Here is a 14,188-nt window from a genome sequence, read left to right as displayed (position 1 = left end):
CAGACTCGCTCCCACACTGGATTTTTGACGTGCACAAAACCCCTGTGGGAGCGAGCCTGCTCGCGAATGATCTGCAGCCTTACACCGCCTCCGCCGCCAACGCCGCCATCACGGTCGGCCGTTGCTCAATCCGCGCCTGAAACCGCGCCAGCGCCGGCCACTTTGCCAGTTCGATCCCGAACGACCCGGCCCAGCGCAGCACCACAAACAACAACGCATCCGCCACGCTGAAACCACTCGGCAGCAAATAATCCTGCTGCTCCAGCGTCGCCACCAACACCGCAAAACGCTTGAACAACTTCTCCTTGATCACCTCGGCCGGCAGCCGCTCATCAAACAGCGCGCCGAGGCCGCCGTGGATCTCGCTCGAAATGAAATTCAGCCACTCCTGCAAACGCAGCCGTTCGAAACTGCCGGGCGCCGGCGCCAGCCCTGACTGTGGTTGCAGATCCGCCAGATATTGCAGGATCACCGGGCCTTCGGTCAGCACCGCGCCGTTGTCCAGTTGCAGGGCGGCGACATAGCCTTTGGGATTGATCGCCAGGAAGTCTTCGCCGCTGGCGGTGCGCTTGCTGCGGTTGTCGACGCGAATCAGCACGAAGGGCAGCTTCAGTTCGCGCAACACAATGTGCGGCGCCAGCGAACAGGCTTGCGGGGCGTAATACAGCTTCATCGGCAGCTCTCTGGTGAGGATTTGGCGCCAGTGTCATAGTGCGCCGCACCTTCGGTAAAATTAATCTTTCAGAAAGCAGCCATAAGGACAGCTACTGCCATGATGAACCTGATGCATTGGCGGCTGGTGGTCGCTGTGGCCGATCACGGCAACATCACCCGCGCGGCCGAACGGGTCGGCATGACGCAGTCTGGCGCGAGCCAGGCCCTGGCGCTGATGGAACAAACCCTCGGTGTGCAACTGTTCAGTCGCGAAAGCCGGCAAACCTTGCCCACCGCCATTGGGTTGCCGGTGATTGAGCAGGCGCGCGTAATGCTCGGTGCGCTGCAAACCATTCGCCAGACCGTCGACAGCGTGCGCCCGATGCTGCGCGGGACGATTCGCCTGGCAAGTTTTCCCATGGTCTTGGCGAGTTTTCTGCCGCCGCTGCTGCGTCAATTCAATCGCCTGTACCCCGGGATCGAAGTGGTGGCGTTGGAGGTCAGCGATAACGAGGTGGAAACCTTGCTCGCGGCCGGTCTGGTGGATGTCGGTGTGGTGCTCAACCCGGCCCCCGAGCGCAATGCCGGACCATTGGGCCGTGATGAATGGGTGGCGGTCGTGCCGACGGGCCATCCGCTGGCGCTGCGAGGAACCGAGCAGGGCGTCACCCTGCAAGAACTGACCGCGCTGCCCTTTGTGCTGGCTACCGGCGGTTGCTCGACCAACGCCCGCAGCCTCGCCGCCGAAGCCTGTTTGCAGTTGCAGGATGTGCGGGTCGAGGTGCGCGAGTGGAGCAGCGCCTTCACGCTGGTGCGGGAAAACCTCGGCGTGACGCTGGTGCCGGAAATGACCTTGCCGGTCGACCGTCAGGGCTTGCGCGTGATTGCTCTGCAACCACCTGTCGAGCGGGTGTTTTCGCTGGTGTTGCCTGCGGGGCAGACGGCGTCGGCAGCGGTGCAGGCGCTGCTGGATTTGCTGGCGGAGACTTCGCTTGCCTCCGTTCGCTGAACCGTTTCTTGTGCAAAAAGTGCCAGATACTGGCCGACTAGTGGCCTTGCGCGTGGCAGGGCGCTGGCTATGCTAGCTGTAACTAACTATGTCGACCGTCATCGGTTAGCCGTGATTTCAACGCTGCCAGAGTGCGCAATCAAAGGCACCGGACACTGAACCAACAAGGAGCCAGTTGTACATGGAAGTTCTTCTGCACGTTAGGGCTGGCCCGCTCGCGGGCTATCAAGAGAAGGATGTCTTGATGAGAGCGTCGCGGCATGCGCGCTCGGATTAAACATCATTTATCACCTGACAACTTCCTCCCGTGGAGGAATGCGTGTGCCTGTTCTGTGGAACGTAGTGGTGGATTCTGAAAGACCTGAACTTTCATCAAATCAAAAGACCGCGCGGAAGGTGATACAACCATGTTCAACCTACATCACAAGGCTGACCTGCAGGAAATCGAGCGTTTCAGCTGCGCCTTGACCGAAGCCAACGCCAAGCTCGAAGCGATCAGCCGCTCGATGGCGATGATCGAATTTACCCCCGAAGGCATTGTTCTGGATGCCAACGAAAACTTCTGCAAGACCATGGGTTACAGCGCCGAGGAAGTGCGTGGCAAACATCACCGGGTGTTCTGCGAAGAAGCGTTTTACCGCAGCGAGGAATACGCCAGATTGTGGCGCGACCTGGCCCGGGGCGAGCCGATCAGCGGCACGTTTCTGCGCTTGAACAAGTCCGGCAGGGAGATCTGGCTTGAAGCCAGTTACATGCCGGTGTATGGCCCGGACAAACAAGTCAAAAGCGTCATAAAAGTTGCCGCCGACATCACCGCCCGGGTCAACAAAGAGCACGAAGAAGAAAGCATGCTGGCGGCAATCAGCCGTTCGATGGCGGTGATCGAGTTCACCCCGGAAGGCAATGTGATTACCGCCAACGACAACTTTCTGCGCACCATGCAATACACGCTGCCGGAAATCGTCGGCCATCACCACAGTATGTTCTGTCACCGTTCCGAATCCGAATCGGCGCAGTACAAAGCGTTCTGGGCATCGCTCAATCGCGGCGAATATCACTCGCACCGTTTCGAGCGCAAGAACAAGTCCGGACAGATGGTTTATCTCGAAGCCTCGTACAACCCGCTGTTCGACACCAAGGGTCGCTTGTACAAGGTGGTGAAGTTCGCCAGCGACATCACCCAGCAGATGACCACGCTGCAGAACGCCGCAGAATCGGCCCACAGCACCTCGGTACAGAACGACGCCTGCGCGCAAAAAGGCTCACAGGTCGTGCAGCAGACGGTGCAGATCATCCAGGACATTTCCCGCGACCTCAACGAAGCGGCGCGGAGCATCGATGCGGTGAACAAGCAGTCGGACATCATCGGCACCATCGTCCAGACCATTCGCGGGATCGCCGACCAGACCAACCTGCTGGCGCTCAACGCCGCCATCGAAGCGGCCCGGGCCGGTGAGCACGGACGCGGGTTTGCCGTGGTCGCGGACGAGGTGCGCAGTCTCGCGGCGCGCACCAGTCAGGCGACCCTGGAGATTGTCGAAGTGGTGCGCAAAAACCATGACCTGTCGCTGAGCGCGGTGTCGAGCATGCAGTCGAGCCTGAGCCGCACCGGGCTGGGTGTGGAATTGGCGAACGAGGCGGGAGAGGTGATTCTGGAGATTCAGCAGGGTTCGCGGCATGTGGTGGATGCGATCGGACAGTTCAATGCGACGTTGCAACTGAACTAGCATCTACGCCAAAAACCTGTAGGAGCTGCGGCACGCTGCGATCTTTTGATTTTGTTTTTTTAGATCAAAAGATCGCAGCGTGCCGCAGCTCCTACATGGGTTTGCAGTCAAAGCGCCGCGAGAAACTTGTCCGCCAGTTTGTCGCTGTCCTTGACGTCATTGGCGTTGTCTTTTTCCGCCTGCGCCAGTTTCATCTTGTCCTGCAGACGCTCGGCGATCTCTTTGCCGATGGCCAGTTGTTTCTCCGGCGGCATGGCTTTGATGTCGTCTTCGGTGATGCCCATGCTTTGAAGGATACTGTCGCGCAGACGCTGTTCCGGCGACTTGCTCATGTAGTCCTTGAACGCGTCGGTGGCCGAGGTGCCGCTGGTGCTGTCGGCAGTCGTGGCGTCGGTGGTTTGCAGGCCGACACGGGTCTTGGCGAAGGCTTCGTCGACGTTATCGCTGATGCGCGTGGCGGCGGCCACTTGCTGGGTGGCGATCTGCGTGGCCGAATCCTGGACCTTGGAGGTCGCATCGGTGGCTTGCGACTGAGTCTGGTTCTGCAGCGATTGCAACATGGCGCCGTGCAGGCCGCTTTGCAGACCGGCAGCGGCGGTCGTGGTCGCGTCATCCGCCAACCGCTTGGGCAGGTGGATGAGTTGCTGCTGTTTGGCACTGACCAACATCATGATGGAGACCTTTGGATAATTGCTGACGGGCATATCCGAGCAATTAGCGTGCCTCTGCAGCAAATCCCGCTATTTCAAGGCTTTACTGTTGGTGCATGCGCAATCAGGCGGTCATCCGTTGCCGCCGGGCGGCAGAGGATGACCGTGTGGCCGTCAGCGATGGGCAATGTTTTCCAGCGCCAGATTGCGCGTGCGCGGGCCGAACCCGCCGATGGTCAGCATCACGATCAGCATGCTGCTGACGATGAACGCGAGCACCCCGGGCGTGCCGAAGTGATCGAGGAACAGCCCGATCAACAGGCTGCTGAACACCGTCGACAAACGACTGAACGAATAACAGAAACCCACCGCTCGGGCACGGATGTTGGTCGGGAACAGTTCGCTCTGGTACGAGTGATAACTGAAGCTCAGCCAGGCATTGCAGAAGGTGATCATCACCCCGCAGAAGATCAGGCCGAAGGCGCTGGTCTGCAACGCGAACAGGGTGCCGAAGGTCATGGCGCCGAGGGCCGAACCGACGATCTGCCATTTGTTCTCGAAACGGTTGGCGAACTTCACGAACAGCAATGGCCCGAGCGGGTAGGCCAGGGTGATGATGAAGGCGTACATCAGGCTGTGAGTGACGCTCACGCCCTGGCCGGAAAGCAGCGCCGGCAGCCAGTTGCCGAAACCGAAGAAACCGATCGCCTGGAACACGTGAAACACGATCAGCATCAATGCCCGACGCCGATACGGTGGTTGCCAGATATCGGCGAAGCGGCCCTTGCCCTCGACATCCACCGGAACGGCTTCAGGCGCATCCAGCGGTTGCCGGTGATCCTTCTCGCAGCGGGCTTCGATGGCGTCGAGAATCCTGTTCGCTTCATCGAAACGCCCATGCTGCGCCAGCCAGCGCGGCGACTCCGGCAGGCGCTTGCGCAGCCACCAGATGAACAGCGCAAACACCGCGCTCGCCAGCACCACCCAACGCCAGCCCGACACACCGAACGGCGCCTGCGGCACCAGCCACCACGACATCAACGCCACCGCTGGCACCGAGAGAAACTGCACGAAAAAGGCGAAGGCAAACGCCGAACTGCGCATGCGCTTGGGCACCAGTTCCGAGAGGTAGGCGTCGATGGTCACCAGCTCGATACCGAGGCCAATCCCCACCAGAAAACGCATGCAGATGATACCCAGCGCCGAGCTTTGAATGCCCATCAGCACCGTGGCCACCGTGTACCAGACCAGCGCAAAGGTGAAGATCGCGCGGCGGCCGAAACGATCGGCCAACGGACTGAGCAGGCTGGCGCCGAGAAACAGACCCAGGAAGGTCGCCGACGCGAACGCCGCCTGATCGGAGAAACCGAACACACCCTGATTGCCGGTGGCGAAGATCCCGTCACGGATCAGCCCCGGACTGATGTAGGCGGTCTGGAACAAATCGTAGAGTTCGAAGAAACCACCAATCGACAACAGAGCCACCAGTCGCCAGATGGTGGCGACGGCGGGCAGGCGGTCGATGCGAGCGGAAATCTCGGCGGCGCGTATCGGATCGATGCCGTCGCATTGCGCGGCGGCGGGGGCGTGAGCAGTCATGGGGCTGGTCCATTTTTTATTGATGGAAAAGCTTAGCCTGCTATCGGAGTGGATGGATTGTGAATATCGGCGGTTCTCCCGCAGATACCGCCGATTTTTCGCAATAACTGCTTACGAATTAACGATTTATGCCGCTGCGGCCGAGTCGGGCAGCGCTGAGGCCGGCAGGCCGAAAATGCGATCGAACAGCCAGTTGAAGGTGAACGTGTAGCACGGGATGAAGATAATCAGCGCCAGATCCAGCAGGAACGCCTGCACCAGACTGATGTTCATCCACCAGGCGATCAGCGGGATCAGGAACACGATCAGTGTCAGCTGAAAACCCACGGCGTGGGCGATGCGCCGCTTGACTGTGCGGGTGCGTGATTTCTGGCGGCTTTCCCAATGCTCGAACAGTGTGGTGTAGATGAAATTCCAGGTCACGGCGATGGTGGTGATGATCACCGCCAGCGGGCCGGTGCTGCCCGGTGAAGTGCCGGACAACAGCGCCAGGCCGAGGGCGGAGAAGGTCATGCCGATCACTTCGTAAAGCGACACATAGACCAGTTTGCGTTTGACGCCTTGCATGGGGATTTGCCTCTTTCTTGCAATGTGTTGGCCAGCGGGGCTGGCGGAGGCGGCGAAAGATAGCTTCAATAGTGGTGACAGAAAAAGTCAGTAGCTTTCAGTTTTGGTGATAGGTGGTGTTTTGAATTTCAACAGCGACAGCATCGAGCTGTTTCTTGCGGTGATTGATCGTGGCTCGTTCTCCGCCGCCGCCCGCGCTTTGGGCAGGGTGCCTTCGGCGGTCAGCATGGGCATCGGCAATCTTGAGGCGGAGCTTGGCTATGCCTTGTTCGACCGCAGCCATCGCGAACCGCAGCCAACCGCGATGGCGCTGTCACTGGTGCCCCATGCGCGGTTGATTGCCGAGCAGCTCAAGCAGCTGCAGGTGCACGCGGTGGAGTTGTCGTTGGGGCTGGAGAGCAAGCTGTCGATTGGTGTGGTCGCCGACATCGATCGCCGCCGCTTGCTCGCCGCGATCAAGGTGATTGCCGAGCGTCATCCGCTGCTCGACATCGAAGTGCTGACCGCACCGCAGGACGATGTGCTGGCGATGCTGCACCGTGGCCGCGTCAGCGTCTGTCTGGCGTTCGCCGGGTTGAGCATGAACGTGCTGGAGCGTTTTCAGTTTGTCGGCAGCGAACGGATGATCGCCACGCTGGCGGCAGACAGTCCGTTGTTGCAGGGGCAGGATCTGTTTCTCGAAGACCTGGTGCATGTGCGGCAGATCTTCGTCGCCAGCCGTGATTTGCCAATCAGCGAAACCCGGCCGCTGGTGGCCGAATCGCACTGGCGCACCGACACCCTGGAGGCGGCGCTGGAGATGGTCGAGGCGGGACTGGGCTGGGGCAATTTCCCGTTGTCGGTGGTGCAGCCGTGGCTGGACAGTGGGCGTTTGAAGCGCCTGAATTTTCGCAACATCGAAAACGGCCTGGTACTGCCGGTGCACGCGGTGTGGCTCAAGAGCCAGCCGCTGCAGAAGGGCGCGTCGGCCCTCGTCGAACTGCTCAGCCACTGACCGCAACACATTCCCCCTGTAGGAGCTGCCGAAGGCTGCGATCTTTTGATCTTGATCTTGAAAAGCAAAATCAAAAGATCGCAGCCTTCGGCAGCTCCTACATGGGAAGGGGCTTCAGGTACTCTCGCGAATCTTCAGTTCAAAACCCATGTCTTCCACCGGCCGCGCCACGCTGTTGCCGGCCATCAGCGTCAGCATCTGCTCCGCCGCACGCCGGCCAATCGCCTCGCGCGGGGTGTTGATGCTGCTCAGGCGCGGCACCATGTGCTCGGACATCGGCAAGTCGTTGAAGCCGAGGATCGCCACCTGCTCGGGGATCTTGATCCCGTTGCGCAGCGCTTCGAGCAGGGCACCCTGCGCCAGGTCGTCGTTACCAAAGAAGATCGCATCGACGTCCGGATGAGCCGCCAGCAGTTGCAGGAACAGCTCTCCGCCTAATCCCACCGACGAGGAGCGCGGGGTCAGCACTTCCAGGTCCGGGTCATAGCGCCCGGCCTTCTGCAGGGCTTTGCGAAAACCCTCGCCGCGCAACAAGGTGCGTTGATCGAGCTGTGCGCCGATGTAGGCCAGACGCTTGCGACCGCGCGAGAGCAAATGCTCGGCCGCGGTTTCGCCGGCGCTGAGCTGCGAGAAACCCACGCAATTCACGCCGGCCGCGCTGTCCAGTTCCATCATGTACACGCAGGGAATGTTGCTGGCCTCGATCATCCGGCGCGAACTTTCCGTGCGATCAAACCCGGTCAACAGCAAACCACGCGGCTGATCAGCCATGTAGTTGCGCAGCAGGTTTTCTTCTTCATCGCGTGAATAGTGGAAGTTGCCGATCAGCACTTCGAAGCCCTTGGGCGTCAGCACCCGATGAATGGCTTCCAGCGTGTCGATGAACAGCAGGTTGGACAGCGACGGCACCAGCACCACCACCGAATGGCTCTGCGCCGAGGCCAAGGCGCGGGCGGCAGGGTTGACCACGTAATTGAGTTCGAGCGCGGCTTTCTGCACTTTTTCCACCAGTTCGGTGGCCACGGTGCTGACCCCGCGCAAGGCGCGGGACGCGGTAATCGGGCTCACGCCGGCAAGGCGGGCAACTTCATTAAGGGTGGGACGGCCGGTGGTGCGAGTGTTTTTATCGTTTTTAGGGGTGGTCATCGGGCGGCTTGCCAAACAAAAATCAAGGCACTAAGGTAGCGCTGTCCTGATGCAGCTGCAAATGCGTAAGCGAGGTCCTGCCTGATCCTCGCTTTTTGGCGTTGGGCGACAACCTGCTGCAACCCAAAAAAACGACAAGAAGGCGTCGGCAACTTCTGCCTGTGCACTAGAGTCATAGCTAGCAAAGGTAGCGCTGTCTGCGCGCTGAGGTGTTATATGAGTCATCCCATCACCGCCCTGGTCATCATGGGCGTTGCCGGTTGCGGCAAGACGTGCGTCAGCGAGGCCCTGTGCCAATTGAGCGGCGCCACTGCCATTGAAGGCGATACTTTTCATCCGGCCGCCAACATCGAAAAGATGAGCGCGGGGATCCCCTTGAACGACGACGACCGTGCCGGCTGGCTCGACAGCCTGTGCGTTGAGTTGCGTCGTGTCGATGCACTCGGCGAGCGTCCGGTGCTGACCTGCTCGGCGCTTAAACACAGTTACCGCGAAGTGCTGCGCAGTGCCTTGCCGGGCCTGGGCTTCGTGTTTCTCGAACTGACCCCTGAAGTGGCTGCCGACCGCGTGTCCCATCGCCCGGGCCATTTCATGCCGGCGACGTTGATCGAAAGCCAGTTCGCCACCCTCGAATCGCCGGTCGGCGAGCCGTTGACCCTGGCGCTGAATGCTTCGATCCACAGCGTTGAAGAGCTGGCGGCCCAGGCGCACGTCTGGTGGCAGGCTCATGGTCTGAAACAGGCGGTATGAGTGTGTTGAAAGAGCTAGCGCTGTCCTCACGAATTCTGTTTAACCCGCTTTAATAACAACAACAAGCCAGGAGACACCCCCAATGTTTGGCATGTCCCACGACGCCTACCTGCTGCTCGATGCAGTGGTCACGGTAATCGGTCTGATTATCCTGATCACCAAATTCAAGATTCACCCCTTCATCGCCCTGACCATCGCGGCCGCGTTCCTCGGCCTGACGTCCGGCATGCCGATCGGCACCATCATCAAGGCGTTCCAGGACGGCTTCGGTGGTGTACTCGGTTTCGTCGGCATCATCCTCGCGCTGGGCACCATGCTCGGCAAAATGATGGCCGAATCCGGTGGCGCCGATCAGATCGCGCAGACCCTGATCCGCGCGTTCGGCAAGGACAAAGTGCAGTGGGCCATGATGTTCGCCGCGTTCCTGGTCGGTATTCCGCTGTTCTTCGAAATCGGCTTCGTGCTGCTGATTCCGCTGGTGTTCATCGTTGCCCGACGCACCGGGGTGTCGATCATCAAGATCGGTATTCCGCTGCTCGCCGGTCTGTCTGCGGTACACGGTCTGGTGCCGCCGCACCCGGGCCCGCTGCTGGCAATCGGCGTGTTTGGTGCCGACATCGGCAAGACCATCCTCTACGGTCTGATCGTTGCGCTGCCGACCGCCATCATCGCCGGCCCGATCTTCGGTACGTTCATTGCCAAGCACATTCCCGGCACGCCGAATCAGGAACTGGTCGATCAACTGGCCCGCGAAACCGATTCGCAGAACCTGCCGAGCTTCAGCATCACCCTGGTCACTGTGCTGCTGCCGGTGTTCCTGATGCTGCTGAAAACCTTCGCTGACGTCGCGCTGCCGGACGGTCATTTCTTCCGCACCTGGATGGACATGATCGGCCATCCGATCTCGGCACTGCTGCTGGCCTTGCTGCTGTCGCTGTACACCTTCGGTCACAAGCAGGGCATCGGTTCACAGCAGATGCTCAAGTGGCTCGACGCAAGCCTGGCGCCGACCGCCGCGATCATCCTGATCATCGGTGCCGGTGGTGGCTTCAAGCAGATGCTGGTGACCAGCGGCGTGGGCGACGTGATCGGCCACATGGCGGTCAGCGCGCAGATCTCGCCGATCCTGCTGGCATGGCTGGTGGCGGCGGTGATTCGTATCGCCACCGGTTCGGCCACCGTGGCGACCATCACGGGCGCCGGCATCGTGGTGCCGGTGGTGGGGATGATTCCGGGCGTCAACCGTGAACTGCTGGTGCTGGCCACCGGTGCCGGGTCGTTGATCCTGTCCCATGTGAACGACGCCGGTTTCTGGCTGGTGAAGCAGTACTTCAACATGACCGTGGCCGAGACGTTCAAGACCTGGACGGCGATGGAAACCATCCTGTCGGTGGTGGGCCTGGGCTTCATTCTGTTGCTGTCGCTGTTCGTTTAACCTCGAACGCAAGACACAAAAAAACCGCAGCGATGCGGTTTTTTTGTGGATGAGGCGAAAGGGCTAACCCTGTAGGAGCTGCCGAAGGCTGCGATCTTTTGATTTTAAAGATCAAGATCAAAAGATCGCAGCCTGCGGCAGCTCCTACAGGGGGATGTGTTAGCCGGCGGTTTTCGGGGCCAGGCCATCCGCCCGGAACATCCCGCGAATCCCGCGCACCGCCTGCCGAATCCGGTCCTGGTTTTCGATCAGCGCGAAGCGCACATGATCATCGCCATACTCACCAAAACCCACCCCCGGCGAGACACAGACCTTGGCCTCGGCCAGCAGTTTCTTGGCAAACTCCAGCGAGCCCAGATGCGCGTAAGCCTCGGGAATCTTCGCCCAGACGTACATCGACGCCTTCGGATTCTCGACCATCCAGCCCAGCTCGTGCAGGCCTTTGACCAGCACGTTACGGCGCTGGCGATACTGTTCGGCGATGTCACGCACACATTGCTGATCGCCTTCCAGCGCAGCAATCGCCGCCACTTGCAGCGGAGTGAAGGTGCCGTAGTCGTGGTAGCTCTTGATCCGCGCCAGGGCGTTAACCAGTTCCGGGTTGCCGACCATGAAACCGATGCGCCAGCCGGCCATGTTGTAGCTCTTGGACAGGGTAAAAAACTCCACCGCAATGTCCTTGGCCCCGGGCACCTGCATGATCGACGGGGCTTTCCAGCCGTCATAGACGATGTCGGCGTAGGCCAGGTCGTGCACCACCAGTACGTCGTATTGTTTGGCGAGGGCGATTACCCGTTCGAAGAAGTCCAGCTCCACGCACTGCGCGGTGGGGTTGGACGGGAAACCGAGGATCATCATCTTCGGCTTCGGGATCGAACCGCGAATGGCCCGTTCCAGCTCGGCGAAGAAGTCCACGCCCGGCACCAGTGGCACCGAACGCACCTGGGCACCGGCAATCACCGCGCCGTAGATGTGAATCGGGTAACTCGGGTTCGGCACCAGCACCGTGTCGCCCTGATCCAGGGTCGCCAGCATCAAATGCGCCAGGCCTTCCTTGGAACCGATGGTGACGATGGCTTCGCTTTCCGGGTCGATATCGACCGCGTAACGCTCCTTGTACCAGTTGGAAATCGCCCGGCGCAGACGTGGAATGCCCTTGGACGTGGAGTAACCGTGGGTGTCTTCACGTTGGGCAACTTGTACCAGTTTTTCGACGATGTGCGGCGGCGTGGCCCCGTCGGGGTTGCCCATGCTCAAGTCGATGATGTCTTCACCACGGCGCCGCGCGGCCATCTTCAGCTCGGCGGTGATGTTGAAAACGTAAGGGGGGAGTCGATCTATGCGCGCAAAGCGGCGCGGCGAACCTTGTTCAGCCATTGTTGCCTCGGATAACGTAAGCGCCCGGAACCGTCCGAGCGACGCTGGTCACTGCGGTGACCTGTGGCGGAAGATAAGGGCTGTGATGGCAGGCTGTCCAGCCTGCGTGTAAACAAATTTTTCCCAAGGAAATCGGTAGATGGAATTCACCAGCGGCTTCTTGCTGAGCCTCTCGCTGTGCCTGGACATCGGCGTAGCCAACATCGCAATGATCACCCTGGCGATGCAGCGCGGGTACTTTCAGGGCTTCGCGCTGGGCCTCGGCACCTGCGTCGGTGACCTGATCTACGCGGTGCTGGCGCTGGCCGGCATGACCGTGCTGCTGCAGTACGAAAGCGTGCGCTGGGTGCTGTGGATCGGCGGGTCGGCGCTGCTGATCTACTTTGCGGCGAAGATGATCTATTCGGCGATTCACCACGAAGCGCAGTTGGCGGCGACCGCCGAGGTGGGGCAGAACTCGCATCGCAAGGAGTTCTTTCGCGGGATTTTCCTCGCCATGTCTTCACCGAGCGCGATTCTCTGGTTCGCCGCGGTGGGCGGCACCCTGATCGCCCGCTCCGGTGGCGGTGGCCCTGTAAGTTCGGCGCTGTTCCTCGGCGGCTTCCTGTGCGCCGGGCTGCTGTGGTCGGCCGGGCTGTGCTTCGCCGCGAGCCACGGCGGCAAGTTGCTCGGCGACAAGCTGTTGCGCTACTCGTATATGGCATCGGCAGCGATCTTCTGCTATTTCGCGGTGTACGTGATCGTATCCGGTTATAACGAGTTCGTCGGTTCCGGGGCCGCCGACCAGTTGCACGCCCTGTAGCATTGCGAATCGGGTTTGGCTTCTATACTCAGCAGCCGAACCCCTTCTTTTGTTCCAGGAGTCGAGTCATGGATGAGCAAAAACGCGTCGAAGTGGCTGAACCTCGCTTCGAACATGGACACTTCCTGCTGATCGCAGGATTTCGTGGTCGATTTACCCAGGACACCGCCAAGGACATCCCCGCGCTGTGGGAAAGGTTCTTGCCGCACTTGGGAAAGATACAGGGACAAAAAAACGAAGTGACCTACGGCGTCTGCAGCAATTTCGACGGCCAGGGTGGCTTCGATTACATCGCCGGGGTGGAAATCAGCAAGCTCGACGACCTCGACCAGAAGGTCTATCAGTGGGTCGAAGTGCTGCCTCGTCAGTACGCCGTATTCGAGCACAAGGGACCGCTCGATCAGTTACCTCAGACTCTGCAATACATCTACAAAACCTGGCTGCCGACTTCCCACTATGTGGAGCTCAACGCCCCGGAGCTGGAACGCTACAGCGCCGATTTCAATCCGCGACTGCACACCGGCAAACTGGAAATCTGCGTGCCGGTCGATACCAAAGCCTGAACCATAACGATGAGGCGGATCACTGATCCGCCTCATGTTGTTCAACCGCGCTTGCCTTTGCCCAGCCGTCGCGCCCGCAACAGGTCGATGCCCAAGGTGATAAAGCCGAACGTACTGATGCCCAACACCATCAACAGGCCGATTTCAACGCTGCTCATAAGCGGTTACCCCCAAGGGTGATCAGAGACACACCGCAGAAATAGCCCGCCGCCCGCACGAAGAAAAGCGCTTATACGCAAGCTTTACGGCCCCCGCGCGGATCGATATGCACACCTTATTCCTTTATGCTTTGCGCACTTTTCTCCGCTGATTTTCGAGCTGCCATGAACACCGTCATCCGCAACGTCACCGCCGCCGACCTGGACCGCTGCTACGCCATCGAAACCGTTGCCTACGAAGGCGATGAAGCCGCCACGCGCGAAAAGATCGCCACGCGCATCGCCACCTGGCCGGAGGGTTTTATCGTCGCCGAAGTGGAGGGCGTGGTCGCCGGGTTCATCAATTCGGGCGCGGCGTTTGACGTGCAGATGTCCGACGAGGCGTTCAAGGAACTGATCGGCCACGACCCGAAAGGGCCGAACGTGGTGATCATGTCGGTGGTGGTACACCCGGACTATCAAGGGCAGGGCCTGGCCAAGCGATTGATGGCCGAATTCATCGAGCGCATGCGCGGTATGGACAAGGCGACGATTCATCTGATGTGCAAGGAGAAGCATATTGCGCTGTATGCCGGGTTCGGCTTTGCCTACATCAAGCCGTCGGAGTCCGAACATGGCGGGATGGCGTGGCACGAGATGATCCTTACGCTCTAAGTCATCACCAATCAAAACCTGTAGGAGCTGCCGCAGGCTGCGATCTTTTGATCTTGATCTTCTCAACGGCAAGATCAAAAGATCGCAGCCTGCGGCAGCTCCT

The 14,188-nt window shown here is 60.2% G+C and carries 14 protein-coding genes and 1 pseudogene; 9 read left to right on the top strand and 6 right to left on the bottom strand.

The genetic code is table 11. The features are described from left to right. Positions 1–79: 79 nt before the first annotated feature. The gene (gene gstA / locus ACYZUM_RS18985) at positions 80–673 is read right to left on the bottom strand and encodes a glutathione transferase GstA (RefSeq protein WP_473061021.1); all 594 of its coding nucleotides are present in this window, start codon (positions 671–673) and stop codon (positions 80–82) included. A gap of 99 nt (positions 674–772) precedes the next feature. Between gstA and ACYZUM_RS18980 the strand changes: the two genes are divergently transcribed. The 3 genes and pseudogenes from ACYZUM_RS18980 to ACYZUM_RS18970 all read left to right on the top strand — a co-directional run bounded on the left by ACYZUM_RS18980 (position 773) and on the right by ACYZUM_RS18970 (position 3,390). Continuing rightward, complete coding sequence (locus ACYZUM_RS18980; RefSeq protein WP_473061020.1) at positions 773–1,663, top strand: LysR family transcriptional regulator; 891 nt, start codon at positions 773–775, stop codon at positions 1,661–1,663. A 407-nt stretch (positions 1,664–2,070) separates the two neighbouring features. Next, a pseudogene (locus ACYZUM_RS18975) lies at positions 2,071–2,847 on the top strand (PAS domain-containing protein); the annotation flags it as partial. A 3-nt stretch (positions 2,848–2,850) separates the two neighbouring features. Further along, entirely contained in the window at positions 2,851–3,390 is a 540-nt protein-coding gene (locus tag ACYZUM_RS18970; RefSeq protein WP_236170321.1) for a methyl-accepting chemotaxis protein, read from the top strand. Positions 3,391–3,497: 107 nt separating this feature from the next. Here the strand turns inward: ACYZUM_RS18970 and ACYZUM_RS18965 are convergent, their stop codons facing one another. From ACYZUM_RS18965 to ACYZUM_RS18955, 3 genes are all read right to left on the bottom strand, one after another. Continuing rightward, positions 3,498–4,058 carry a hypothetical protein gene (locus ACYZUM_RS18965; protein WP_473061363.1) on the bottom strand — a complete coding sequence of 187 codons (561 nt, stop codon included), beginning with the start codon at positions 4,056–4,058 and terminating at the stop codon, positions 3,498–3,500. A gap of 156 nt (positions 4,059–4,214) precedes the next feature. Next, on the bottom strand, positions 4,215–5,639 hold the full coding sequence (locus ACYZUM_RS18960; RefSeq protein ID WP_047295934.1) for an MFS transporter: 1,425 nt from the start codon (positions 5,637–5,639) through the stop codon (positions 4,215–4,217). Between the two features lie 126 nt (positions 5,640–5,765). Continuing rightward, a complete protein-coding gene (locus tag ACYZUM_RS18955) occupies positions 5,766–6,206 on the bottom strand; it encodes a PACE efflux transporter (protein ID WP_182402131.1) in 441 nt (146 codons plus the stop codon). Positions 6,207–6,327: 121 nt separating this feature from the next. On the opposite strand from ACYZUM_RS18955, the gene ACYZUM_RS18950 reads away from it, so the two are divergent. Next, positions 6,328–7,200: a LysR family transcriptional regulator gene (locus tag ACYZUM_RS18950; protein ID WP_086791911.1), complete on the top strand. Its 873-nt coding sequence runs from the start codon at positions 6,328–6,330 to the stop codon at positions 7,198–7,200. A 114-nt stretch (positions 7,201–7,314) separates the two neighbouring features. On the opposite strand, the gene gntR is transcribed toward ACYZUM_RS18950, so the two are convergent. Then, entirely contained in the window at positions 7,315–8,346 is a 1,032-nt protein-coding gene (gene gntR, locus ACYZUM_RS18945; protein WP_473061019.1) for an HTH-type transcriptional regulator GntR, read from the bottom strand. 216 nt (positions 8,347–8,562) lie between these two features. On the opposite strand from gntR, the gene ACYZUM_RS18940 reads away from it, so the two are divergent. Beyond that, positions 8,563–9,096, top strand: coding sequence for a gluconokinase (locus tag ACYZUM_RS18940; protein ID WP_041066400.1), 534 nt, complete (start codon positions 8,563–8,565; stop codon positions 9,094–9,096). Between the two features lie 82 nt (positions 9,097–9,178). Beyond that, positions 9,179–10,531 carry a GntP family permease gene (locus tag ACYZUM_RS18935; protein ID WP_047295923.1) on the top strand — a complete coding sequence of 451 codons (1,353 nt, stop codon included), beginning with the start codon at positions 9,179–9,181 and terminating at the stop codon, positions 10,529–10,531. A gap of 159 nt (positions 10,532–10,690) precedes the next feature. On the opposite strand, the gene alaC is transcribed toward ACYZUM_RS18935, so the two are convergent. Beyond that, positions 10,691–11,908, bottom strand: a complete 1,218-nt coding sequence (gene alaC / locus ACYZUM_RS18930) for an alanine transaminase (RefSeq protein ID WP_202368817.1) — start codon at positions 11,906–11,908, stop codon at positions 10,691–10,693. 139 nt (positions 11,909–12,047) lie between these two features. Here alaC and ACYZUM_RS18925 point away from each other — a divergent pair, with 139 nt between their 5' ends. The 3 genes from ACYZUM_RS18925 to ACYZUM_RS18915 all read left to right on the top strand — a co-directional run bounded on the left by ACYZUM_RS18925 (position 12,048) and on the right by ACYZUM_RS18915 (position 14,085). After that, positions 12,048–12,710 carry a LysE family translocator gene (locus tag ACYZUM_RS18925; RefSeq protein ID WP_095137081.1) on the top strand — a complete coding sequence of 221 codons (663 nt, stop codon included), beginning with the start codon at positions 12,048–12,050 and terminating at the stop codon, positions 12,708–12,710. Positions 12,711–12,778: 68 nt separating this feature from the next. Next, positions 12,779–13,273, top strand: coding sequence for a GyrI-like domain-containing protein (locus ACYZUM_RS18920; protein WP_041066414.1), 495 nt, complete (start codon positions 12,779–12,781; stop codon positions 13,271–13,273). A 323-nt stretch (positions 13,274–13,596) separates the two neighbouring features. Next, positions 13,597–14,085 carry a GNAT family N-acetyltransferase gene (locus tag ACYZUM_RS18915; RefSeq protein ID WP_414904941.1) on the top strand — a complete coding sequence of 163 codons (489 nt, stop codon included), beginning with the start codon at positions 13,597–13,599 and terminating at the stop codon, positions 14,083–14,085. Positions 14,086–14,188 lie beyond the last annotated feature (103 nt).

Source organism: Pseudomonas sp. m6p, from assembly GCF_055760375.1.
This window is presented reverse-complemented; position numbering and strand designations above follow the sequence as displayed.

Excerpts from the sequence above, each read along its gene's own strand:
- ACYZUM_RS18965 (WP_473061363.1), bottom strand. The coding sequence starts at position 4,058 with ATGTTGGTCAGTGCCAAACAGCAGCAACTCATCCACCTGCCCAAGCGG.
- ACYZUM_RS18915 (WP_414904941.1), top strand. The coding sequence starts at position 13,597 with ATGAACACCGTCATCCGCAACGTCACCGCCGCCGACCTGGACCGCTGC.
- gntR (WP_473061019.1), bottom strand. The coding sequence starts at position 8,346 with ATGACCACCCCTAAAAACGATAAAAACACTCGCACCACCGGCCGTCCC.
- ACYZUM_RS18970 (WP_236170321.1), top strand. The coding sequence starts at position 2,851 with ATGACCACGCTGCAGAACGCCGCAGAATCGGCCCACAGCACCTCGGTA.
- ACYZUM_RS18925 (WP_095137081.1), top strand. The coding sequence starts at position 12,048 with ATGGAATTCACCAGCGGCTTCTTGCTGAGCCTCTCGCTGTGCCTGGAC.
- ACYZUM_RS18955 (WP_182402131.1), bottom strand. The coding sequence starts at position 6,206 with ATGCAAGGCGTCAAACGCAAACTGGTCTATGTGTCGCTTTACGAAGTG.
- ACYZUM_RS18940 (WP_041066400.1), top strand. The coding sequence starts at position 8,563 with ATGAGTCATCCCATCACCGCCCTGGTCATCATGGGCGTTGCCGGTTGC.
- ACYZUM_RS18935 (WP_047295923.1), top strand. The coding sequence starts at position 9,179 with ATGTTTGGCATGTCCCACGACGCCTACCTGCTGCTCGATGCAGTGGTC.
- ACYZUM_RS18920 (WP_041066414.1), top strand. The coding sequence starts at position 12,779 with ATGGATGAGCAAAAACGCGTCGAAGTGGCTGAACCTCGCTTCGAACAT.
- ACYZUM_RS18960 (WP_047295934.1), bottom strand. The coding sequence starts at position 5,639 with ATGACTGCTCACGCCCCCGCCGCCGCGCAATGCGACGGCATCGATCCG.
- gstA (WP_473061021.1), bottom strand. The coding sequence starts at position 673 with ATGAAGCTGTATTACGCCCCGCAAGCCTGTTCGCTGGCGCCGCACATT.
- ACYZUM_RS18980 (WP_473061020.1), top strand. The coding sequence starts at position 773 with ATGATGAACCTGATGCATTGGCGGCTGGTGGTCGCTGTGGCCGATCAC.
- alaC (WP_202368817.1), bottom strand. The coding sequence starts at position 11,908 with ATGGCTGAACAAGGTTCGCCGCGCCGCTTTGCGCGCATAGATCGACTC.